General features: G+C 73.6%; 21 protein-coding genes. 18 read left to right on the top strand and 3 right to left on the bottom strand.

The window, feature by feature from the left end:
* The first annotated feature begins 39 nt into the window (after positions 1–39).
* Both FHU33_RS13535 and FHU33_RS13530 read left to right on the top strand, forming a co-directional pair.
* Positions 40–1,680, top strand: coding sequence for an FAD-dependent oxidoreductase (locus tag FHU33_RS13535; protein ID WP_142025812.1), 1,641 nt, complete (start codon positions 40–42; stop codon positions 1,678–1,680).
* A complete protein-coding gene (locus tag FHU33_RS13530; RefSeq protein WP_142025811.1) occupies positions 1,677–3,134 on the top strand; it encodes an ATP-binding protein in 1,458 nt (485 codons plus the stop codon). Before FHU33_RS13535 ends, FHU33_RS13530 begins: the two co-directional genes overlap by 4 nt.
* On the opposite strand, the gene FHU33_RS13525 is transcribed toward FHU33_RS13530, so the two are convergent.
* The 3 genes from FHU33_RS13525 to FHU33_RS13515 form a co-directional block, all read right to left on the bottom strand.
* Positions 3,020–3,463 (bottom strand): CBS domain-containing protein, encoded by a 444-nt coding sequence (locus tag FHU33_RS13525; RefSeq protein WP_142025810.1) that lies wholly within the window; start codon positions 3,461–3,463, stop codon positions 3,020–3,022. The two genes, FHU33_RS13530 and FHU33_RS13525, sit on opposite strands and share 115 nt — an antisense overlap.
* On the bottom strand, positions 3,460–4,983 hold the full coding sequence (locus FHU33_RS13520) for an adenylate/guanylate cyclase domain-containing protein (protein WP_142025809.1): 1,524 nt from the start codon (positions 4,981–4,983) through the stop codon (positions 3,460–3,462). The genes FHU33_RS13525 and FHU33_RS13520 overlap by 4 nt, the downstream gene beginning before the upstream one ends.
* 101 nt (positions 4,984–5,084) lie before the next feature.
* The gene (locus FHU33_RS13515; protein WP_142025808.1) at positions 5,085–5,954 is read right to left on the bottom strand and encodes an aldo/keto reductase; all 870 of its coding nucleotides are present in this window, start codon (positions 5,952–5,954) and stop codon (positions 5,085–5,087) included.
* 143 nt (positions 5,955–6,097) lie between these two features.
* Here FHU33_RS13515 and FHU33_RS13510 point away from each other — a divergent pair, with 143 nt between their 5' ends.
* From FHU33_RS13510 to FHU33_RS13435, 16 genes are all read left to right on the top strand, one after another.
* Entirely contained in the window at positions 6,098–7,435 is a 1,338-nt protein-coding gene (locus tag FHU33_RS13510) for a replication-associated recombination protein A (RefSeq protein ID WP_142025807.1), read from the top strand.
* A gap of 102 nt (positions 7,436–7,537) precedes the next feature.
* Positions 7,538–7,963, top strand: coding sequence for a DUF948 domain-containing protein (locus tag FHU33_RS13505; RefSeq protein ID WP_142025806.1), 426 nt, complete (start codon positions 7,538–7,540; stop codon positions 7,961–7,963).
* Positions 7,963–8,247 carry a hypothetical protein gene (locus tag FHU33_RS13500; RefSeq protein ID WP_142025805.1) on the top strand — a complete coding sequence of 95 codons (285 nt, stop codon included), beginning with the start codon at positions 7,963–7,965 and terminating at the stop codon, positions 8,245–8,247. The genes FHU33_RS13505 and FHU33_RS13500 overlap by 1 nt, the downstream gene beginning before the upstream one ends.
* 56 nt (positions 8,248–8,303) lie before the next feature.
* Positions 8,304–10,979: an alanine--tRNA ligase gene (gene alaS / locus FHU33_RS13495; RefSeq protein ID WP_142025804.1), complete on the top strand. Its 2,676-nt coding sequence runs from the start codon at positions 8,304–8,306 to the stop codon at positions 10,977–10,979.
* Between the two features lie 5 nt (positions 10,980–10,984).
* Positions 10,985–11,656, top strand: coding sequence for a Holliday junction resolvase RuvX (gene ruvX / locus FHU33_RS13490; protein ID WP_142025803.1), 672 nt, complete (start codon positions 10,985–10,987; stop codon positions 11,654–11,656).
* The gene (gene mltG, locus FHU33_RS13485; RefSeq protein ID WP_246063600.1) at positions 11,653–13,506 is read left to right on the top strand and encodes an endolytic transglycosylase MltG; all 1,854 of its coding nucleotides are present in this window, start codon (positions 11,653–11,655) and stop codon (positions 13,504–13,506) included. The genes ruvX and mltG overlap by 4 nt, the downstream gene beginning before the upstream one ends.
* 1 nt (position 13,507) lies before the next feature.
* Positions 13,508–14,311 (top strand): shikimate dehydrogenase, encoded by an 804-nt coding sequence (locus FHU33_RS13480; RefSeq protein WP_142025802.1) that lies wholly within the window; start codon positions 13,508–13,510, stop codon positions 14,309–14,311.
* Positions 14,312–14,323: 12 nt separating this feature from the next.
* A complete protein-coding gene (locus tag FHU33_RS13475) occupies positions 14,324–14,986 on the top strand; it encodes a prepilin peptidase (RefSeq protein ID WP_142025801.1) in 663 nt (220 codons plus the stop codon).
* 274 nt (positions 14,987–15,260) lie between these two features.
* Positions 15,261–16,454 (top strand): chorismate synthase, encoded by a 1,194-nt coding sequence (aroC, locus tag FHU33_RS13470; RefSeq protein WP_142025800.1) that lies wholly within the window; start codon positions 15,261–15,263, stop codon positions 16,452–16,454.
* The gene (locus FHU33_RS13465; protein ID WP_142025799.1) at positions 16,451–16,987 is read left to right on the top strand and encodes a shikimate kinase; all 537 of its coding nucleotides are present in this window, start codon (positions 16,451–16,453) and stop codon (positions 16,985–16,987) included. The genes aroC and FHU33_RS13465 overlap by 4 nt, the downstream gene beginning before the upstream one ends.
* A complete protein-coding gene (aroB, locus tag FHU33_RS13460; protein WP_142025798.1) occupies positions 16,984–18,060 on the top strand; it encodes a 3-dehydroquinate synthase in 1,077 nt (358 codons plus the stop codon). The genes FHU33_RS13465 and aroB overlap by 4 nt, the downstream gene beginning before the upstream one ends.
* 73 nt (positions 18,061–18,133) lie before the next feature.
* On the top strand, positions 18,134–18,568 hold the full coding sequence (gene aroQ / locus FHU33_RS13455) for a type II 3-dehydroquinate dehydratase (protein ID WP_142025797.1): 435 nt from the start codon (positions 18,134–18,136) through the stop codon (positions 18,566–18,568).
* The gene (locus FHU33_RS13450; protein ID WP_246063598.1) at positions 18,565–19,695 is read left to right on the top strand and encodes a M24 family metallopeptidase; all 1,131 of its coding nucleotides are present in this window, start codon (positions 18,565–18,567) and stop codon (positions 19,693–19,695) included. The genes aroQ and FHU33_RS13450 overlap by 4 nt, the downstream gene beginning before the upstream one ends.
* Positions 19,696–20,256, top strand: coding sequence for an elongation factor P (gene efp, locus FHU33_RS13445; protein WP_142025795.1), 561 nt, complete (start codon positions 19,696–19,698; stop codon positions 20,254–20,256). It begins immediately after the preceding gene.
* Positions 20,257–20,269: 13 nt separating this feature from the next.
* Positions 20,270–20,674: a transcription antitermination factor NusB gene (nusB, locus tag FHU33_RS13440; RefSeq protein ID WP_142025794.1), complete on the top strand. Its 405-nt coding sequence runs from the start codon at positions 20,270–20,272 to the stop codon at positions 20,672–20,674.
* A 1,119-nt stretch (positions 20,675–21,793) separates the two neighbouring features.
* Positions 21,794–21,997: a hypothetical protein gene (locus FHU33_RS13435; RefSeq protein WP_142025793.1), complete on the top strand. Its 204-nt coding sequence runs from the start codon at positions 21,794–21,796 to the stop codon at positions 21,995–21,997.
* Positions 21,998–22,022: the final 25 nt, after the last annotated feature.

Genomic DNA, 22,022 nt, shown 5'->3' with positions numbered 1-22,022 from the left:
CCCGATCCGGCGGTGCCCGCCGAATGCGTGGGGGTTGTCATGGGCAGTCCGGTGCTGCTGGCCGTGGACGACGACGCACCGGTGCTCGCCGCTGTCGAGCGCGACCTGCGGGACCGCTACGCCGAGCACTACCAGGTGCTCACCGCGTCGTCCGGGAACCAGGCGCTGGACCTGCTCCACCGGCTGCGGCTGCGCGAGGACCCGGTCGCGCTGCTGCTGGTCGACCAGCGCATGCCCGGCATGAGCGGCATCGAGTTGCTCACCGCCTCACGCCGGCTGTACCCGGAGGCGCGCCGGGTGCTGCTCACCGCCTACGCCGACACCGAGGCCGCGATCCGGGCCATCAACGACGCTGACGTGCACCACTACCTGCTCAAGCCGTGGGACCCGCCCGAGGACCGGCTGTACCCGGTGCTGGACGACCTGCTGGAGACCTGGCGGCGCCCGGCGCCCGCGGCGAACCTGCGCCTGATCGGGGACCGCTGGTCGCCGGCCACGCACGACGTGCGCCAGTTCCTGGCCCGCAACCTCGTGCCCTACCGCTGGCTGGACGTGGAGGCCGACGCGCAGGCGCGGGAGCTGCTCGAGATCGCCGGGGTCGACGCCGGCGAACTGCCGGTCGTGGTGCTCGAGGACGGCGAGGTGCTGGCCCGACCCGATCTGCACGGGGTCGCCCAGCGCATCGGCCTGCACGTGCGTGCCGAGCGCGAGGCCTACGACCTGGTGATCGCCGGCGCGGGTCCGGCCGGGCTCGCGGCGGCGGTGTACGGGGCCTCCGAGGGGCTCGCCACCCTGCTGCTGGAGTGCAGCGCGCCGGGCGGGCAGGCCGGCACGACCAGCCGGATCGAGAACTACCTGGGTTTCCCGGTCGGCCTGTCCGGCGCGGACCTCACCCTGCGGGCACGCGAGCAGGCGACGCGGTTCGGAGCGGAGATGCTGGTGCCCAGTGAGGCGGTCGGCCTGGCGCGGGCCGACCCGTACACGATCGTCCGGATCGCAGACGGCGGCGAGGTCAGCGCGTCGGCCCTCGTCATCACCTCCGGGGTGACCTACCGGACCCTCGACGTCCCGGGTGCCGCCGCACTGACCGGCATGGGCGTCTACTACGGGGCCGGGCGAGCCGAGGCCGTCGACCACAGCGGTGGACGGGTGTTCGTGGTGGGCGGCGGCAACTCGGCCGGCCAGGCGGCGATGTTCCTGTCCGCGTTCGCCGCCTCGGTGACGCTGCTGATCCGCGGCGAGGACCTGGCGAGCACGATGTCCCGCTACCTCGTCGACCGGATCGAGGCATCCGACACCATCACCGTCGGGAACCGGACGGAGGTCGCCGGCGTCCTGGGCGAACGGCGGCTGGAGGGGCTGCGGCTGCGCACCGGCGCCGAGGAGCGAGAGGTGCCCGCCGACGCGGTGTTCGTCTTCATCGGGCAGGCCCCGAGGACCAGCTGGCTGGACGGCGTCGTGCGCCGGGACGAGCGGGGGTTCGTGCTCACCGGCGCGGACCTCGGTCAGCCGCCGGAGGGGTGGCCGCTGCCGGTGCCGCCGCTGCCGCTGGAGACGTCGGTGCCGCGCGTGTTCGCGGCCGGCGACGTCCGCCGCGGATCGGTCAAGCGCATCGCCTCGGCGGTCGGCGAGGGGGCGATGGCGGTCAGCTTCGTCCACGAGCGGCTGGCCGGGCGGTGACGGACGCGGCCGGCGACGTGGTCGCCGCGCTGCGGAGCTCGAACTTGTTCGCCGAGCTGCCCGACCGGGACGTCACCGAGCTGGCTGCCGAGGGACGGACGGTCGAGGTGCCGGCCGGCGCGGTGCTCATGGCCGAGGGTGATCCCTCGGACGCGCTGCTCGTCGTCCTGGACGGCGAGCTGGAGGTGACGCGGGACGGGGGAGGAGCGCACCTGCTGCTCAACGTCTGCACGCGGGGCGACCTCCTGGGGGAGCTGGGTGTGCTGCAGGGACTGCCGAGGTCGGCGACCGTCCGGGCCCGGACGCGCGCGCGGGTCCGGAGGATCGGCGGCGATGCCCTGGACAGGCTGCTCGCCCATCCGGGGTCGGCCCGTGCGCTCGTCCAGGCCATCACCCGCCGGCTGGCCCGGGAGGAGGCGCTGCTGCGGCAGCGGGAGCGGATGGCCGCGCTGGGTGCTCTGGCGGCGGGCCTGCTGCACGAGGTGAACAACCCCGCCGCCGCGGTGGCGCGCAGCGCGGCGCGACTGCGCGCGCTGCTGTCGGCCGACTCACCCGCCGGTCCCCTCCGGGCCCTGGCCGCCGCCGCGCCCGGGGATCCGCTGGCCCGGTCCGACGCGGCGACCGCGATCGCGGGCGTGCTGCGGCGGGCGGCGCCCGGCCTGACCCGGGCCGCCGCGGAGCAGCTGGCCGGGCTCGGGGTCGATCCGCGGGCCCTCGAGGGGGCGCTGGCCGGCCTCCGTCCGGAGGAGCGCGCCGGAGCCGTCCGCGACCTCCTGCGCGCAACGGAGGTGTCGGCCCTCCTGGAGGAGCTCGCCGCGGCGGCGGAGCACCTCTCCCGCATCGTCACCGGGGTGCGGCCACTCGCGTACTCGGCCGACCAGGGGCTGACCGAGGTCGACCTGCACGCGGGTCTGGAGCAGGCCCTGGTCCTGGTGCGGCACAAGATCCCGCCCGAGATCGTCGTGGTCCGTGATCTGGACGCCGGAGCCCGCTACGTCGAGGGCCGGGCGGCCGACCTGGCGCTGGTGTGGGTCAACCTGCTCGACAACGCGGTGGCCGCGGTGGGGCAGCGGGGGACGCTGACCGTCCGCACCCGACCGGCCGGGGACCGGGTGGAGGTCGACGTGGAGAACACCGGCCCCCCGGTGCCGCCGGAGGTGCTCGAGCGGGCTTTCGACGCGTTCTTCACCACCAAGCCGGTCGGCGAGGGCACCGGGCTGGGCCTGGCCACGTCGCTCGCCGTCGTCACCCAGCAGCACGGCGGCGAGCTGACGCTGACGTCGGCCGACGGCGTCACCCGTGCGCGGGTGGTGCTGCCCCGGCGTGCCTGGCGCCGGTACTACGCCCCTTCGCCCGCCGGCCCGCCCGAGCCGCGCTCGACGAGCAGCCCCCGGCAGAGGCCCGCCAGGTCCGCCAGCCCCACCAGCGCGCCCTCGGCCACGACGGGCGCGTAGACGACCCCCACCGCGAGCATCCGTTCCGCCGCCTCGGACACCGGGGTGTCCGGGGTCAGGAGGACCATCGGCGGCAGCCGCAACTGGTTGATCCGCGCGTCCTCGAGGTTCCGTCCGTCCGCCACGGCCTGCGTGATGTCGCTGTCACAGATCAGCGTGACGGGCGTGCGGGTGGCCCCGTCGGTGACCACCACGAGAGCGTTGTCGTGCGACTTCTTCATGAGGTAGGCGGCCGCGGCGACGTGCGCGTCCCGCTCCACCGTCGTCACCGGCGGGCGCATCACCTCCCGCACGGTGGGGTGGCCCGTGGTGGCCGCAGACGAGCTCATCGGCGTCTCCTCGTGCGGAAGAAGGTCATCGCGGGCTCCGGCGACGGAGCGGCGGGCCGCGGGTCGGGGGAGGTGCGGGGCTCGGGAAGCTGCAGCAGGTAGGCGTCGACCTCGTCCGTCTTGCCCTTGACCCGCATCCGAGGGGCCGGCTGCAGGGGGGCGGCGTCGTCGATCAACCGCCCGGTGCGTTCCCCGACCAGCACACCGCCGACCGGCGCCGCGGCCTGCAGCCGGGCCGCGACGTTGACCGTGTCGCCGACGGCGGCGTAGACGACGTACCCGCTGCCCCCCATCTCGGAGACCACGACAGGTCCGCTGTTGACGCCGACTCGCAGGCCCGGCCAGTCCGGCCGTGCGCTCCGGATACGGGCAACCTCGCCCTGGAGGGCCGCCGCGGCCTCGACGGCGCGCCGCGCGTGGTCGGCCTGGTCGCCGCGTCGGTTGAACGTGGCGAAGATGCCGTCGCCCGCGAACTTCTCGACCTCGCCCTTGTACCGGCGGGCGATGAGGGGCGTGGCGACCTCGTAGTAGGCCCGGAGCATCGCGGCGACCTCGGCCGGGTCCCGGTGCTCGGCGAAGCCGGTGTAGCCGGCGAGATCGCCGACGAGCACCGAGACCTCCTGCCGCTGTTCGCGGGTCCCGGGCAGGTAGAGCGGCCGGAACCGCTCCTCGCCCCACTCCCGCCGGGCAGCGAGGAACACGAGCAGGAAGCCGGCGACGATCAGTGCGTGCCAGACCCACCACGACGGGTGGAACTTCCGTTCGCCGGCAGCCGCCACCCCCACGAGCGCCTCGCCCAGCAGGACGTAGCAGGTGACGACGCTGAGGACGAGGAAGCCAGGGTGGTCCCGGTGCACCCACCACAGCCGGGCGGCGGCGGCGACGTAGGCCAGGGCGGCGAGACCGGCGGCGATCTCGAGCGCGTCGCCGCTGGGTCCCTCGCCGGTGATGACGTCGATGGGCGGCCAGTTCCCCAGCGACCAGGCCCCCCACGCGACCAATGCGACGACGATCCCACCTCGCAGCAACGGCCGCGCCCGCATGACCGCCGGCCCCGCCCACGGCCGGATGTCCACGTACGCCGACGCCAGCGCGAACGGAGCGGCGACGAGCAGCCCCACCGTGATGGCGACGGTGAACCCGGGCAGCGACTCGTCGGTCAGGACGTGTTGGGTTCCGGCGGCGTGCAGGGCCATGAAGCCGCTGATCGCGAGGAAGGCCAGCGACAGGAGGAAGACCCGGGCGTCGCCGCGTCGTCGCGCGGCCGCGCCGGCCACCAGCGAGAGGCTGGCCGCGATGGAGCCGACGAGCAGGAAGAAGACGAAGTGCATCGCCGGGCTGGTCCAGTGGACGGCGGAGTAGTCCGGCCGGAGCAGGAACACCAGCCCGGCCAGCGGGAGCAGCAGCCCCACCAGGACGACCACGTCCTCCGGCCGGACGACGCCGACCAGCCGCCGGCCTACCCCCTGGTGCCGACGGCCCGACTCGTCCTGCGTGCGGGGGAGCCCGGCCGGGTCCACCGGGTCAGTGTGCTCCCCACCACCCCGCCGGCACCAGCGCCCTGCACGATCCGCGCGCTGCTACCCCCGGGCGGCCTCCCCGGGGGCGACGGACCGACCGGTCAGGCGCTGTTCAGGCGGGTGAGTTGGTCGTCGGTCAGTTCCAGGTCCGCGGCCGCCGCGGAGTCCTGGACGGACTCCCGGCGCGAGGCCCCCGGGATGGGGAGGACGACGTCGGACTGCGCCAGGTGCCAGGCGAGCGTCACCCGGTAGACCGAGACCCCGAGCTCGTCGGCGACCTCGGCGAAGGCGGGCGCCGCAGCCCCCAGCGACCCGGCCGCCGACACCCCGCCGAACGGGCTCCACGGCAGCCACGTCAGCCCGTGCTCGGCGCAGTGGGCCTGCTCGACGGCCGATGACCGGTAGCCGGGCGAGAACTGGTTCTGGACGGCGACCAGCGCCTCACCGAGGACCGCGCGGGCGGAGTCGATCTGCGGAACCGAGGCGTTCGAGATCCCGACCATGCGCACCAGGCCGTCGTCGAACAGCGAGCGCAGGCCGGCCATCGACACCTCCCACGGTGTCGACGGGTCCGGCCGGTGGAACTGGTAGAGCCCGATCGCCTCCACCCCGAGCCGCCGCAGCGACGCCTCGCAGGCCCGCCGGAGGTAGGACGGCGACCCGTCGAGCCCCCACTCGGTGCCCTCCCGGGTGTGGCCGCCCTTCGTGGCGATGAGGACGTCGGAGGCCCCGTAGGACGACACCGCCTCGGCGACGAGCGACTCGTTGTGGCCGAACTCCGCCTCGTCGCGGGAGTAGGCGTCGGCCGTGTCGATCAGCGTCACCCCCGCGTCGAGTGCGGCGTGCACGACGCCGATCGCGTTCTCTCGCGTGGGGCGGTCCTCCTTGGTGGACAGGGGCATGGCGCCCAGGCCGATGGCCCCGACGCTGACCCGGCCGACGGTGTCGTTCCCGATGCTTCGCTGCTGCACGAAGGGTGTCGTGCCCCGCGGGTAGCGTTCGCATACGTGAGCGGACAGGGGCGTGAGCATCGCCGCAGGCTGGGGGCACCTCCCGCTTGCGGGGGACAGCGACCGAGGAGCGGAGCGCCCCGCGGGAGCGAACCGAGGACAGTGTGAGTTCGCTGTTCGACGACCCAGCGGAGGTCGCGGCCGAGGCGGCGATCGACGCGGGCGCGCCGCTGGCGGTCCGGATGCGGCCGCGTGCGCTGGACGAGGTCGTCGGCCAGCAGCACCTGCTCGGCGAGCGGGCGCCGCTGCGGAGGCTGGTGGAGTCCGACGAGCCGATGTCGCTGGTGCTCTACGGCCCGCCCGGCACCGGGAAGACCACGCTGGCGCACGTCATCTCCCTGGCCACCAAGCGGCAGTTCGTCCAGCTCTCGGCCCTGGACTCCGGCGTCAAGGAGGTCCGCGCGGTCATCACCGCCGCCAAGCGGGAACTCACGTACGCCGGACGCCGCACGGTCCTGTTCATCGACGAGGTGCACCGCTTCTCCAAGACCCAGCAGGACTCGCTGCTGAGTGCGGTGGAGGACCGGATCGTCAGCCTCATCGCGGCCACCACCGAGAACCCGTTCTTCTCCGTCGTCAGCCCGTTGCTGTCGCGCAGTCTCGTCCTCGCCCTGCAGCCGCTGTCCGACGACGACATCCGCGCCGTCCTGCACCGCGCGCTGACCAGCGAACGCGGTCTCGACGGCGCGGTCACCCTCACCGAGGAGGCCGAGCTGCACCTGGTTCGGGTCGCCGGCGGCGACGCCCGCAAGGCCCTGACCGCGCTGGAGTCCGGCGCCGGGGCGGCGACGGCGGCCGGCGCCGACGTGCTCGACCTCGGCACGCTCGAGACCGCGGTCGCGCAGGCCGCCGTCCGCTATGACCGGCAGGGCGACCAGCACTACGACGTCGCCAGCGCGCTGATCAAGAGCATCCGAGGCAGCGACGTCGATGCCGCCCTGCACTACCTGGCCCGGATGGTGGCGGCGGGTGAGGACCCGCGGTTCATCGCCCGCCGGCTGGTCATCTCCGCCAGCGAGGACATCGGCATGGCCGATCCGACCGCGCTCCTCACGGCGGTCGCGGCCGCCGACGCGGTGGCGTTCATCGGGATGCCCGAGGGTCACTTCCCGCTCGCGCAGGCGGTCGTCCACCTGGCGACGGCGCCGAAGTCCAACGCCCTGACCGTCGGCATCGGCGAGTCCATGGCCGACGTGCACGCCGGGCTGGCCGGCCCCGTGCCGCCCGGTCTGCGGGACGCGCACTACCCCGGGGCGAAGAAGCTCGGCCACGGCAGGACCTACGTCTACCCGCACGCCCACCCCGACGGCGTGGTCCCGCAGCAGTACCCGCCCGACGCCCTGGTCGGGAAGGACTACTACCGACCGACGGGCCGCGGTGCCGAGTCGCGACTGGGCGAACGACTCACCAAACTCCGGGCGATCGTGCGGCGCACGCGCTGACGGCTGCCGATACAGCTCAAGGCGGGTACGGCGGCGCGGCTACTGTGACCACGCCGGGCCGACGCCCGCTCATCGCATGTCATCGAGGAACGGGAGACCCGCGTGTCCGCAGGAGAGTGGGCCGGACTGATCGCCGCCCTGGCCTTCGTGCTGCTGGTGGTGCTGGTGGCGGTGCCGCTGCTCAAGCTCGGGCGCACGCTCGACGAGACCACGCTGACGATCCGCCAGGTGCGCGAGCAGAGCGCGCCGATCCTGGGCCAGGCCAGCACGACGGTGGCCCACGTCAACAGCAACCTCGAGCGCGTGGACGACATCACCGGCAACGCGGCCAACGTGTCCAGCAACGTGGCCGCGTTGACCAGCGTCGTCGCCGCCACCCTCGGCAGCCCGCTGATCAAGGTCGCCGCGTTCAGCTACGGCGTCCGCAGCGCGACCAGGAAGAAGCGTGAGGGGCAGGCCATCGCCGACGCCGCCGCCCGCGACAAGGCCGCGCGCCGTGAGCGCCGCGCCGCCCGGCGGGCCGCCTGATGCGCCGGCTGTTCTGGCTGGCCATGGGCATCACCATCGGCGCGCTCGTCGTGCGCAAGCTCGGCCGCGCCGCGGAGAAGATGACCCCGGCCGGTATCGGCGGGTCCATCGCCGAGGGCCTGCGCGACCTGGCCGAGGCCATCGGTGACTTCGGCGCCGACATCCGCGACGCGATGGCCGAGCGCGAGGCCGAATTGCGCGCGGGCACGGGACTGGACGCACCGCTGCCCGCCGTCGAGGACGCCGCGGCCCAGCGCCGCGGGGCCCACGCCGCCGACAGCTGACGCCCGCCGTGGGCGCCCTGCCCTGGGTGCCCGATTCGCAGAACTGAGTAGGCCTGATGCAGACCGCCGAGATCCGCCGCCGTTTCCTCGAGCACTTCGCCGAGCGCGGGCACACCGTCGTCCCCAGTGCCTCGCTGGTGTCACCGGACCCGTCGCTGCTGTTCACCGTCGCCGGCATGGTGCCGTTCATCCCGTACCTGACCGGGCGGGAGCCCGCGCCGTACCCGCGGGCGGCCAGCGTGCAGAAGTGCGTCCGCACCCTCGACATCGAGGAGGTGGGCAAGACCACCCGGCACGGCACGTTCTTCCAGATGAACGGCAACTTCTCCTTCGGGGACTACTTCAAGGAGGGGGCGATCCAGTACGCCTGGGAGCTGATCACCGGGAAAGTCGAGGACGGCGGACTGGGCTTCGACCCCGAGAAGATCTGGGCCACGGTCTACCTCGACGACGACGAGGGCGCGGACGCCTGGCACCGGATCGCCGGGCTGCCCAAGGAGCGCATCCAGCGACTGGGCATGGAGGACAACTACTGGTCCACCGGCGCGCCCGGTCCGGCCGGCCCGTGCTCGGAGATCTACGTCGACCGCGGGCCGGAGTTCGGCCCCGACGGCGGCCCGGCGGTGGACACGGCCGGCGACCGGTTCCTGGAGATCTGGAACCTGGTCTTCATGCAGTACGAGCGGGGCGCGGGTGAGGGCAAGGACTTCCCGATCCTCGGCGAGCTGCCGAAGAAGAACATCGACACGGGCATGGGCCTGGAGCGGGTGGCCTACCTGCTGCAGGGCGTCGACAACATGTACGAGATCGACGAGGTCTCGCCGGTGCTGCGCCGGGCCGCCGAGCTGGCCGGGGTCGCCTACGGCCGCGATCACGAGGCCGATGTCCGGCTGCGCGTCGTCGCCGACCACGTGCGCAGCGGCCTGATGCTCATCGGCGACGGCGTCACGCCCGGCAACGAGGGCCGCGGCTACATCCTCCGCCGGCTGCTGCGCCGCGCCGTCCGCTCGATGAAGCTGCTCGGCATCGACGAGGCCACGCTGCCGGAGCTGCTGCCGGTCTCCCGCGACGCCATGCGCGCCAGCTACCCCGAGCTGGCCACCGACTTCGCCCGGATCTCCGCCGTCGCCTACGCGGAGGAGGAGGCGTTCCGGCGCACGCTGACCTCCGGGACGACGCTCTTCGACACCGCCGTCGCGCAGGCGAAGAAGGCCGGCAGCCCCGCGCTCTCCGGCGAGCAGGCGTTCTCCCTGCACGACACGTACGGATTCCCGATCGACGTCACCCTCGAGATGGCCGCCGAGCAGGGCGTGACCGTCGACGAGGCGGGCTTCCGCGCGCTCATGAAGGAGCAGCGCGACCGTGCCCGCGCCGACGCCCGCGCCAAGCGCACCGGCGCGGTCGACGTGCTGGCCTACCGGCGGCTACTGGCCGAGCACGGCCCCACGGACTGGCAGGCCTACGACACCCTGCGCACCGACTCGCGCGTGCTCGCGGTCGTCGCCGAGGACGAGGACGACGCAGCGGTTCCCGGCCCCGGGGAGGTCGTCCGCGTCGTCCTGGACCGGACGCCGTTCTACGCCGAGTCCGGCGGCCAGGTGGCCGACGCCGGCATCCTCACCTGGGACGGCGGTCGCGCCGAGGTGATCGACGTCCAGCGGCCGGTCAAGGGCCTGGTCGCCCACCAGGTGCGGGTGCTCGAGGGCGAGCTCCGCGAGGGCGCGGAGCTGACCGCCGAGGTCGACTACGAGTGGCGGCTGTCGGCCTGCCAGGCGCACTCGGGCACGCACGTGGTGCACGCCGCGCTGCGCCAGGTGCTCGGCCCGCAGGCCCTGCAGTCCGGCTCCTACAACCGGCCGGGCTACCTGCGGCTGGACTTCGCCTGGCAGGGCGCGCTCACGTCCCAGCAGCGCACCGACATCGAGGACGTCGCCAACGCCGCCGTCCGGGCCGACCACAAGGTGACGGCGTCCTACATGACGCTGCCCGAGGCGCAGGCCTTCGGGGCGCTCGCGCTCTTCGGCGAGACCTACGGCGAGCAGGTGCGGGTCGTCGAGATCGGCGGGCCGTGGTCGCGCGAGCTCTGCGGTGGCACCCACGTCCGGGGCAGCGCGCAGATCGGCACCCTGGCGTTGACCGGCGAGTCGTCCGTCGGCTCCGGGTCGCGTCGCGTGGAGGCGGTCGTCGGCCTCGAGGGCTTCCGCTACCTCGCGCGTGAGCGCGACCTGGTCCGTCAGCTGGCGGACCTGCTGAAGACGCCGGCAGACGGCCTGACCGATCGGGTCAGCGCCATGCTCGCCCGGCTGCGGGACGTCGACAAGGAGCTCGCCGAGCTGCGCGCGCAGCAGTCGGTCGCCGCCGCCGGCCAGCTCTCCGCCGCCGCGAAGGACGTCGATGGTGTCGCCGTGGTCACCGGCTCGCCCGCCGGTCTGGGCGGGGGCGACCTCCGCACGCTCGCCCTCGATGTGCGTGGGCGACTCGCCGACCGGCCGGCCGTGGTCCTGCTGGCGTCGGAGTCCGGTGGCAAGGTGGCACTGGTGGCCGCCCTGAACCCGGCGGCCCTGGAGCGTGGGCTGTCGGCCAACGACGTGCTGCGGGCCGCCGCGGCCCCCGTCGGTGGCCGCGGCGGAGGCAAGGCCGACGTCGCCCAGGGGGGCGGCACCGATCCCGCGGGTATCCCCGCGGCACTGCAGGCCGGCGAGCAGGCGGTCGTGACCGCCACGGGAAGGTGACCAACGTGTCCGGATCCGAGTACAACCCCGAGGACACCGGCCCGGTCGGCGGGCGGCGGCGCGAGCTGCCGGCCGTGCCGCCGGCACGGCCCCGCGCGACCCCGGCGCAGCCGCAGTACCACCCGACGACCGAGCTGGACCTCGGCCGTGGCTTCCCGCCCGTCTCCAACGAGACGAGCGAGATCGACCTGAGCGGCGGTTGGCCGGAGCACCTCAAGGTGCCGCCGCGCCGGCCCTCGGCGCAGCGGTCCGCGGGGCGGGTGCTCGGTGTCGACGTCGGCACCGTCCGCGTGGGCCTGGCGTTGTCGGACCCGACCGGCACGCTCGCCAGCCCGCTGGAGACGCTCCGCCGGGCCAAGGACAAGTCGGATCTGGACCGCCTCGCCGCCCTCGTCGTGGAACACGAGGTGACGGAGGTGGTGGTGGGAGAGCCGGTGCACCTGTCGGGTGCGTCGGGCGCGTCCGCCCACGACGCTGCCGATTACGCTCAGGAACTAGCCGACCGCATTCCGGATGTGCCGGTGATCCTGATCGACGAAAGGCTTTCCACCGTGACCGCAGCCAGTCACCTGCGCGAGGGCGGCATCGACAGCCGCAAGCAGCGAGCGGTGATCGACCAGGCGGCGGCCGTGGTCATCCTGCAACAGTTCCTCGACAGCCGGCGGCCGCGCTCGTGAAGGACTTCGGCGGGGGGCGGCACTCCTCGCCCGACGGTTCCCTGCCCGGGACGGACGGCTACGGATTCGGCGTCCCGCGCTACGAGCCGGCCCGCTACGAGGTCCCGCCCTACGTCACCGGCGGCTTCGACCCGGTCGGGCGCACGACCTCCGGCGCCTCCCGGCGATCGCCCGGCGTCCTCGACCGCCACGCTCACCGCACTGGCGACCAGACCGGTCCGCTCGTCGAGCCGGACTGGTGGTCCTACGGGTCCAGCGACCACCCCGACCATCCCCTGAGCGCCCGCCACGGTGGCGGCAGCCAGGATCCGGACGGCTGGGGCACCGGCGGCGGGTTGCCGCCGAGCCACCCCTCCGCACCTCTGCCGCCCCGCCCCCTGGGCGTGTGGGACCGGTTGCACCCCCGCCAGGACACCGCCGACGACGAGACCGTCGCCGCGCCGGTGCTCCCGGGCGCCCCCCTCGACACGACCCGGTCGGGAAGGCAGACTCCCGGACCCGTGGGCGCTTCCCACCTGTCCGACGACGATCGTGCCGACGACGACGCGACGGACGCGCACGTCCTGGACCCTGATCACGGGCACCTCTGGGAGGACCAGACCGGTGGCCTGGAGGTCATCGGCGCCCACGTCGAGGAGGACGCCCCCCGGCGCCGCGGCCGCCGCGGACGCCGGGCCCGGGCCGAGGAGCACGCCGACGACGGCCACCTCATCGGCCACTCCGACCTCGACGAGGACTCCCTCGTGCACGACCCGGCGTTCGGCGAGGACATTCCCGTCAAGCCGTACGACCCGCGCAACGGCCGCGCTCGCCGGCGCCGGAGCCCCGTCGCGGTCATCGGGTCGCTGCTCGTGCTCGCCGGCATCGTGGTCGGCATCGTCCTGGGGGGGCAGAAGCTGATCGAGCTGATCGACCCGACCGCGAAGGACTACACGGGGCAGGGCACCGGCGAGGTCCCGATCCGCGTGCAGGACGGCGACACCCTCAGCGACATCGGCCGGACCCTGGTCGGGGCCGACGTCGTCGCCTCCGTCGGCCCCTTCGTGGAGGCGGCGGAGAGCAACGCCGCGTCGGTCGGCATCCAGCCCGGTGTCTACGAGATGCGACTGCAGATGAGTGGCCAGGCCGCCCTCGATCTGCTGCTCGACCCCACGTCTCGGGTGCTGTCCCGGGTCACCATCCCGGAGGGGCTCACCGTCGAGCGCACCCTGGCCCGCCTCGCCGAGGAGACCGGTCGCCCGGTGGAGGAGTTCCAGGCCGCCGCGGTCGACACCGCCGCCCTGGGCCTGCCCGCCTACGCCAACGGTCAGCTGGAGGGCTTCCTCTTCCCGGCCACCTACGACGTCGAGCCCGACGACGCACCCGTCGACGTGCTGCGCCAGATGGTCAGCCGCGGCACCGAGGTCCTCACCGGGCTCGGCATTCCCGAAGCCGATCGGCTGGCCGTGGTCACCAAGGCCAGCCTCGTGCAGGCCGAGGCCGGGAACGTCGAGGACATGGGCAAGGTCGCCCGCGTGCTGGAGAACCGGCTCGCCGACGGCATGGCCCTGCAGCTCGACACGACGGTCAACTACGCCAACGACAAGGGCGGCATCACCACCACGGCCGCCGACCGGGCCAACCCGTCGCCGTACAACACCTACCTCTATCCGGGCCTGCCCCCGGGCGCCATCAACAACCCGGGGGAGGACGCGCTGCGCGCGGTGCTGAACCCCACTCCGGGGGACTGGCGCTTCTTCGTCGTCGTCGACCCCGACACCGGTGACACCCGGTTCGCGGCCACCAAGGCGGAGCACGACCAGAACGTGGAGCTCTTCCGGCAGTGGCTGCGGGAGAACCCGGAGGGATGACATGAGGGCAGCGGTCCTCGGTCGGCCGGTCGCCCACTCGCTCTCCCCGGTCCTGCATCGATCCGCGTACGTGGCGCTCGGGCTCACCGACTGGACCTACGACGCCCTCGACATCGGGTCTGCCGACCTGCCGGTGCTCCTCGCCGGTCTGGGCGAGGAGTGGCGGGGGTTCTCGGTGACCATGCCGTGCAAGCAGGCGGCCGTGGACGTCGCCGACGTGGTCGCGCCGCTGCCGGGCCTGCTGCACGCGGCGAACACCCTGGTGCGTACTCCGGAGGGCTGGCGGGCGGAGAACACCGACGTCACCGGCATCGGCATGGCGCTCCAGCTCGCCGGGGTGGAGCAGGTCGGCTCCGCGGTGGTCATCGGTGCGGGCGGGACGGCGGCTGCCGCGGCGGTGGCCCTCGCCTCGCTGGGCGCCGAGCACGTCGACGTCGTCGTCCGGGAGCCGACGCGGGCCCGGGAGGTCGTGCGCGTCCTCGCTGCGCTCGACGTGCCCGCCACCATCACCCCGATTCCCCGGGCGACGGTGGACGCCCCCCTCGTGATCAGCACGGTGCCGGTCGAGGCGCAGCCCGCGCTGCTCGCGCTGCCGTGGCGCCCGGACCACACGCTGCTCGACGTGCTCTACGCGCCCTGGCCCACTGTCCTGGCCTCGCACGTGGCCTCCGTCGGTGGCACGGTCACCGGCGGGCTGGACGTGCTGTTCTGGCAGGCGACGGCCCAGGTCGAGCTCATGACCGGCCTCCCGGCTCCCCTCGAGGCCATGCGCACCGCCCTCGACGCGGCTATCGCCACCTCCTGACGGCCGTCCCCGGTGGAGATCTCCCGACCGGTGCTGCTCGGCGCCGCCCTGCTGATCGCCGTGCTGCTCGGGCCCTGGCTGGCCCGCGTGGCCGTCCGCCTCACGACCCGGGATCACGACGCCGTCCCTTCGCTCGCACGGATCGGCGTCATGACGGGGCTGGTCGCGGTCCTGCTGGTCGGAGCGGTCGAACTGACCGGTCTCCGGCCGGCGACGGTGGCACTGGGGTGGGCGGCCGGGGCAGCGGTCGTCCTGGGCGCCGTCGACCTCGCCAGTCATCGGCTGCCCGACCGGGTCACCTACCCGGCGGCCGCGGTGTGCGCCGTCGCGTTGCTCGTCGACGCGGCGGTGCTCGGCACCTGGGACGCGTTCCTCCGCGGCCTGCTGGCCGCGGTCGTCTCCTTCGCCGTCGGTGCCGGCGCCGCCGTGCTCTCGCCCGACGGCTTCGGCTTCGGCGACGTGAAGCTGCTGGGGCTGCTCGGGCTGGTGCTCGGCTGGTTCGGGTGGGGCGTCCTCATGACGGGGGTCTTCCTGGGGCTGCTGACCGGCGCGGTCGTGTCGCTGCTCCTGCTCGCGACCCGGCGGGCGGGCTGGCGGACGGCGATCCCGTTCGGGCCGCCGCTGTTGACCGGGGCCGTGCTGGTACTGACGCTCGGCGCTGTCTCCCTCGGCTAACGGACGAGCCGACGTCGTCGTTCCGGCACCGGAGGCCCGCGGCCACCGACGAGCGCCACCGTTCCTCCCGTCGGGCCGCGGACCTCGTGCTGCAACGCGAGGCCCGCAGTCCGGAGCCGAGGATTGCCGCCGCCCGTGGTGCCTGGTGAGGGACTGGAGCGGCCCCCTTCAGTGGCCCGCCCGAGCCAGTGAGGTGATGGAACGGCCCCCTGCAGGGGCCCGCCCCGAGCCTGCGAGGGGAAGGGGGGCAGGGGGTCCTCTTAGAATCACGGGCATGTTGCGCTGGCTGACCGCAGGGGAATCGCACGGTCAGCAGCTCACCGCGATTCTGGAGGGCCTGCCCGCCGGCGTGGAGGTGCAGACCTCCGACATCGACGTCCAGCTCGCCCGCCGCCGGCTGGGACACGGCCGGGGCGCGCGCATGTCCTTCGAGCAGGACGAGGTCACCCTCAGCGGTGGTGTGCGGCACGGCCGGACCCAGGGCGGCCCGATCGCCATCCAGGTGGGGAACACCGAGTGGCCCAAGTGGTCGACCGTGATGTCGGCCGACCCGGTGGACGCCGACGTGCTGGCCGGGCAGGCGCGCAACGCGCCCCTCACCCGCCCGCGCCCCGGTCACGCCGACCTCGCCGGCATGCAGAAGTACGGCTTCGGCGACGCCCGGCCGGTGCTCGAGCGGGCCAGCGCCCGGGAGACCGCGGCCCGCGTGGCGCTCGGGGCGGTCGCTCAGGCGTTCCTGCGCCAGGTGCTCGGCGTCGAGGTGGTCAGCCACGTCGTGGCGATCGGCCCGGTCGTCGTGCCCGAGGGCGTGCTCCCCGGTCCGCAGGACAACGCGCGCATCGACGAGGACCCGGTCCGCTGTGCCGATCCGGCGACCAGCGAGCGGATGATCGCCGAGATCGACGACGTCCGGAAGAACGGTGACACCCTCGGCGGCGTCATCGAGGTCGTCGTCCACGGGCTGCCGCCGGGTCTGGGCAGCCACGTGCACTGGGACCGCCGGCTGGACTCGCGGCTGGCCGGGGCGCTCATGGGCGTCCAGTCGGTCAAGGCCGTCGAGGTGGGCGACGGACTGGAGACCGCGCGTCGCCGGGGCTCGGTGGCCCACGACGAGATCGACTACGCGGGCCCCGAGGGCGGGCAGCAGCGCGTGCAGCGCCGCACCGACCGGGCCGGGGGCATCGAGGGTGGCATGACCAACGGCGAGGTGCTCCGCGTGCGCGCGGCGATGAAGCCGATCTCGACCGTTCCCCGCGCCCTGGCCACGGTGGACACCGCGACCCTGGAGCCCGCCGTCGCGATCAACCAGCGCAGTGACGCGTGCGCGGTACCCCGAGGCAGCGTCGTCATGGAGGCGATGGTGGCGCTGGTGCTCGCCGACGCCGTCCTGGAGAAGTTCGGCGGCGACTCGGTGCCCGAGACCCGCCGCAACGCGCGGGCGTACCTCGACTCGCTGCCGATCCGATGAGCACTCCGCTCCTCGTGCTCGTCGGCCCCCCGGCGTCGGGCAAGACGACGGTGGGGATCGCGCTGGCCGACGCCCTGGGCGCGGACTTCCGCGACACCGACCACGACATCGAGACCGCCGCCGGGAGCACTGTCGCCGACCTCTTCGTCGCCGAGGGCGAGCCGCACTTCCGGGCGCTGGAGAAACAGGCGGTGGCGGCCGCGCTCGCCGGCCACGACGGCGTCCTGGCACTGGGCGGGGGAGCGGTGACCAGCGCCGGCACCCGCGACCTGCTGGTGGCCTACGGCCGCGCCGGCGGGACGGTGGTGTGGCTGGACGTCGACCTGCCGTCGGCGGCCAAGCGGGTGGGCCTGTCCCGCGACCGCCCGATCCTGGGGGTCAACCCGCGACAGATGCTGCGCCACATGCTCGAGACCCGCGCGCCGCTCTACGGCGAGGTCGCGACGCTCACCGTGCAGACCGGCGGCCGGCCGCCGGAGGACGTCGTCGCCGAGATCCTCGCCGCGCTGCCCGCAGCGAGGACCGGCCGATGAGCGGTCGCACGGCGACGCGGCGGGTCACCGTCCCGGGGGAGAAGCCCTACGAGGTGGTCATCGGTCCGGGGGCTCAGGCAGAGCTGGGGCTCGTCCTCGCCGGGACGGCGAAGGCCGCTGTCGTGCACGCCCCGCCGCTGGCCGCCCTCGCCGGCGCCGCCGTGGAGACGCTGCAGAGCGCCGGCGTGGCGGCCGAGGCCCTCGTCGTCCCGGACGGGGAGGCGGCCAAGACCGCCGCGGTCGCCGCCGGGTTGTGGGAGGAACTCGGCCGCCTGGGGCTCACCCGATCTGACGCGGTGGTGGGCATCGGTGGCGGAGCGGTCACCGACCTCGCCGGCTTCGTCGCGGCCACCTGGACGCGCGGCGTCCGGGTGGTGCAGGTGCCCACCAGCCTGCTCGGGATGGTCGACGCCGCCGTGGGGGGCAAGACCGGCATCAACACCGCGGCCGGCAAGAACCTGGTCGGCGCATTCCATCCACCGGCCGCCGTGCTCGCCGACACCGACGCCCTGGCCGGTCTGCCCGACGCGGAGTTCCGGTCGGGCCTGGCCGAGGTGGTGAAGTGCGGCTTCATCGCCGACGCGGCGATCCTGCGGCTCCTGGACGAGGACCCCACCGGTCGCCAGGGCACCGCGGAGCTCATCGAGCGGGCGGTGCAGGTGAAGGCCGACGCTGTGGGCGACGATCTCTACGACCTCGGCCGCCGCGAGTTCCTCAACTACGGGCACACCCTGGCCCACGCGATCGAGCGGGTGGAGGACTTCGGGTGGCGGCACGGTGAGGCGGTCGCCGTCGGCCTGGTCTTCGCCGCCGAGCTGGCCGGTCAGGCCGGCCTGCTGACCCCGGGCGAGGTGGCGCGGCACCGGACGCTGATCGACGCCATGGCCCTGCCCACCCGGTACGCCGGCGACTGGGCGACGCTCCAGTCGGTGATGCGGGTCGACAAGAAGGCCCGGGGCGCCACCCTCCGGTTCGTCGTCCTCGACGGGCTCGGCAACCCCACGATCATGACCGACCCCTCCCAGGCCTGGCTCGACGCCGCCTGGGCGGCCACATCCGGAGGAACTACATGACCGAGCTCGCGAGGTCATGCGACGGCACAGCCCGATTCGGCACGGCGCCGACGAGCGCCAGCGAGGAGAAGTCGTGACGATCCAGGTGCTCAACGGCCCCAACATCGGCCGGCTCGGCCTGCGGGAGCCGCAGAAGTACGGCACGACGACCTACGCCGAACTCGTGGAGCTGGTGGAGGCGACCGGCCGCGAGATGGGCGTGCAGGTGCAGGTCCGGCAGACCGACGACGAGGGGGAGATGCTGCGCTGGATCCACGCGGCCTCCGACGCCGCCGACCCGGTGCTGATCAACCCCGGCGGTTGGTCGCACACCTCCGTGGCGCTGCGGGACGCCCTGGCCGGGCTCAACGCGCCGCTGGTCGAGGTGCACATCACCAACATCCACGCCCGCGAGGAGTTCCGGCACCACTCCTACGTCTCCGGCGTGGCCGACGGCGTGATCGCGGGTCTGGGCGTGAGCGGCTACATCCTGGCCCTGGGGTGGCTCGCGCAGCAGGGCGTGAAGTGACTACCGCTGGGGCGGCGGGGCGGGTGGACAGCAGAGCTGGTCGCCGGGACGCCCTGCGGCGGGTCGCCGCTGAGCGGGGTCTCGACGCCGTCCTGGTGACCAATCTGCTCAACGTGCGGTACCTGACCGGGTTCACCGGGTCCAACGGCGTCCTCCTGGTGCATGCCTCCGGGGCCGACCTGTTCGGCACCGACGGTCGCTACACCACCCAGGCGCAGACCCAGGTGCCCGGCGTCGAGGTGCTCGTGGACCGGGCCACCGTCGCCGGGATCGCCCGCGAGGCGGTGCGCCGGGGCGCCGGACGGCTCGGCTACGAGTCCCACGACCTCACCGTCGACGGGCTGGCGCAGCTGGAGAAGGTGCTCGCCGACGCCGCGGCGGGTGGGACCCTGCCGGAGCTGGCCTCGGTCCGCCGCGCGGTGGAGGGGCAGCGGGCGATCAAGGACGACGACGAGATCGAGTCGCTGCGCCGCGCCTGCGCGGTCGCCGACCAGGCGCTGGCCGAGCTCGCCGCCGAGGGGGCGCTGCGGCCGGGCCGGACGGAGCTGGAGGTGGGCCGGGAGCTCGACGCCCGCATGCTCACCCTCGGCGCCGAGGCGCCGAGCTTCGAGACGATCGTGGCCACCGGCGCCAACTCGGCGATCCCGCACCACCGCCCGGACGCCACCGAGCTGCGCGACGGCGACTTCCTCAAGCTCGACTTCGGCGCGACCGTCGACGGCTACCACTCCGACATGACCCGCACCGTCGTGCTCGGGCACGCGGCGGACTGGCAGCGGGAGGTCTACGAGCTGGTCGCGGCCTCGCAGGCGGCCGGCCGGGCGGCGCTCGCCGTCGGCGCCGACGTCGTCGCGGTGGACACGGCGTCCCGGGACGTCATCGCCGCCGCCGGCCACGGTGAGCACTTCACCCACGGCCTGGGGCACGGCGTGGGCCTGGAGATCCACGAGGCGCCGGGCATCGGCCCGCTCGGCGCGGGTAGGCTGGCCGCCGGCATGGCCGTCACCGTGGAGCCGGGCGTCTACCTGCCCGGCCACGGCGGTGTCCGGATCGAGGACACCCTGATCGTCACCGACGACGCGCCCGAGTTGTTGACCCTCACGAGCAAGGAACTGCTGGTTCTCTAGATGGCTACCACCAACGACCTGAAGAACGGCATCGTCCTCAACCTGGACGGCCAGCTCTGGACGGTGACCGACTTCCAGCACGTCAAGCCCGGCAAGGGCGGTGCATTCGTGCGGACGACGCTGAAGAACGTGCTCTCGGGGAAGGTCGTCGACAAGACCTTCAACGCGGGCACGAAGGTCGAGACGGCCAACGTCGACAAGCGGTCGATGACCTATCTGTACAAGGACGGCGCCGACTTCGTGTTCATGGACGGCGACACGTTCGACCAGATCCACGTGCCGGCCGAGACCGTCGGCGGGGGAGCGGACTACCTCCTCGAGAACACCGAGGTCATCGTCGCCGTGCACGACGGCACCCCGCTCTACGTGGAGCTCCCGGTCACCCTGGAGCTCGTGGTCGAGCACACCGACCCGGGCCTGCAGGGTGACCGCTCCACCGGCGGCACCAAGCCCGCGACGCTGGAGACCGGCGCCCAGATCCAGGTCCCGCTGTTCATCACCACCGGCGAGAAGCTGAAGGTCGACACCCGCGACGGCCGGTACCTCGGCCGCGTCAACTGAGCCCGGCACCTCCATGGCTGCCCGCTCCAAGGCGCGCAAGCGCGCCGTCGACGTCCTCTACGAGGCCGACGTACGGGGTGGCGACCGCCTCGCCGTCCTCCGCGACCGGATGGAGACCCCACCGCCCGTCCCCGAGCACACGATCCGCCTGGTCGAGGGCGTGGCCGAACACGCCGTCCGCATCGACGCGCTGATCGACGCGCACGCGTCCAACTGGTCGATCGACCGGCTGCCCGACGTCGACCGGGCGATCCTGCGCATGGCGGTGTTCGAGCTGCTGTGGGCCGACGACGTCCCCGACGTCGTGGTCATCGACGAGGCGGTGGAGCTGGCCAAGGCGCTGTCCACCGATGACTCGCCGGCGTACGTCAACGGCGTCCTCGGCGCGATCCTGGCCGCCGAGGTGCCCACCGCCTGAGCCGCCCTTCGCCCGCGGTCGTGCCGGAGCCGTCCCGGTGAGACAGGGCGTCGATACCCGTGAGGCCGTCAGCGATCTGTCACGGTGAACGTGACCGTGCCGCCGGTCACCATCGTGCAGGTCAGCCGCACGCTCTCGACCGGGACGGTCTCTCCCTCGGCAAGGGAAACGGATCGATCGTTCACCCGGAGAGTCACCCGGCCGTCTCGGATGCCCTCGACGGAGAAGCTCCTACCGTTGAGCGACGCACTCGAGCCACCCCCCGACAGCGTCACGGAGCAGGTGCTGCCGAAGCAGGACACGACGCTGATGCCACCGCTTCCGCCGGATCCACCGGATCCCCCCGCGCCGCCGGGAGCGCCCCGCCCGCCAGAGCGGGGCTGGCCGGGTCGGGCGGCCGCGCCGGGAGAGCCGGCCGCAGCAGCGGAACCGCTCGTGCTCCAGCTGGAGGAGTTCGCGCAGGCCGTCACCAGCACGGGCAGCAGGGCCTGGACGAGAGCACCCATGGCGGGATGTGTCACGCGGCTCATGGACGAGAAGGCCAGCACAGAAGCCCCCGGCGGACAAGATGGTGGAGCGCCTCCGGGGCACCGGTGCCGGCGACCGGCCGACGCCGTCGTCTCCAGGTGGCTGACGGTCTGCGCTCGCGGGCAGCGATACCTGCTCGGCCGACTACTGCGCCGAGGCATGACCCGAGAAATTCGCCGCACAACACCCGTCCGGCCGCGCCGGTTCCACCGCGCCGGCGTCCCTGACCGCCGGCGACGTGCGCCGAGACGCGATGGGCGGGGCGCAAACCTCGCATCTCTAGCACGGGAGACCGTTCCGTCGAGCCCTTTGCAGTTCCGGGACCGTTGCTTGCGCAGTCCCCGCGGATGAGTACGTGGTCCTGGTGCGAGAGGCAGTGCTGTGCGTCGTCGACTACGTGGCTCGTCGCGCTGGAAGCAGTAATCGACGCGCTTGTTGGCCGTCGGCGGACGGGTCGAGACTTCGCCCGTCGTCCCCGGACCGCGGCCGGAGGCGGCAGTCAGTCCCCGGGCACGCCGGAAGGGCCCACGGACACCGCTGTGAATCCTTCCTGCCGAGTCCATCCCAGTACCGATCCTGAGGAGAACATCCATGTTCGAGGACCAGCAGGTCGAGCTGCTACCGGCGCGGACCACCATGAAGAAGTGGGGTCGCAGCACCAACATCCAGAGCGGCAACATCGCCATCGCCATCGCCGTGAACGCGGGCAACATCAACTTCGGTGGCGACCAGGTCAACGTCGCCAGCGCGGCCGCCGCGGCCGGCAGCAACTTCTTCTACTTCGGCGCTCCCTGACGTGTGCCCGGCCGGTCCCGGACCG

The organism is Blastococcus colisei, from assembly GCF_006717095.1.
Taxonomy (GTDB): Bacteria; Actinomycetota; Actinomycetes; order Mycobacteriales; family Geodermatophilaceae; genus Blastococcus_B; species Blastococcus_B colisei.
This window is presented reverse-complemented; position numbering and strand designations above follow the sequence as displayed.

Coding starts and splice junctions, on each gene's coding strand:
- FHU33_RS13535 (WP_142025812.1), top strand. CDS start 40: ATGGGCAGTCCGGTGCTGCTGGCCGTGGACGACGACGCACCGGTGCTC.
- FHU33_RS13525 (WP_142025810.1), bottom strand. CDS start 3,463: ATGAGCTCGTCTGCGGCCACCACGGGCCACCCCACCGTGCGGGAGGTG.
- FHU33_RS13500 (WP_142025805.1), top strand. CDS start 7,963: ATGCGCCGGCTGTTCTGGCTGGCCATGGGCATCACCATCGGCGCGCTC.
- alaS (WP_142025804.1), top strand. CDS start 8,304: ATGCAGACCGCCGAGATCCGCCGCCGTTTCCTCGAGCACTTCGCCGAG.
- FHU33_RS13480 (WP_142025802.1), top strand. CDS start 13,508: ATGAGGGCAGCGGTCCTCGGTCGGCCGGTCGCCCACTCGCTCTCCCCG.
- aroC (WP_142025800.1), top strand. CDS start 15,261: ATGTTGCGCTGGCTGACCGCAGGGGAATCGCACGGTCAGCAGCTCACC.
- FHU33_RS13465 (WP_142025799.1), top strand. CDS start 16,451: ATGAGCACTCCGCTCCTCGTGCTCGTCGGCCCCCCGGCGTCGGGCAAG.
- aroB (WP_142025798.1), top strand. CDS start 16,984: ATGAGCGGTCGCACGGCGACGCGGCGGGTCACCGTCCCGGGGGAGAAG.
- efp (WP_142025795.1), top strand. CDS start 19,696: ATGGCTACCACCAACGACCTGAAGAACGGCATCGTCCTCAACCTGGAC.
- nusB (WP_142025794.1), top strand. CDS start 20,270: ATGGCTGCCCGCTCCAAGGCGCGCAAGCGCGCCGTCGACGTCCTCTAC.
- FHU33_RS13435 (WP_142025793.1), top strand. CDS start 21,794: ATGTTCGAGGACCAGCAGGTCGAGCTGCTACCGGCGCGGACCACCATG.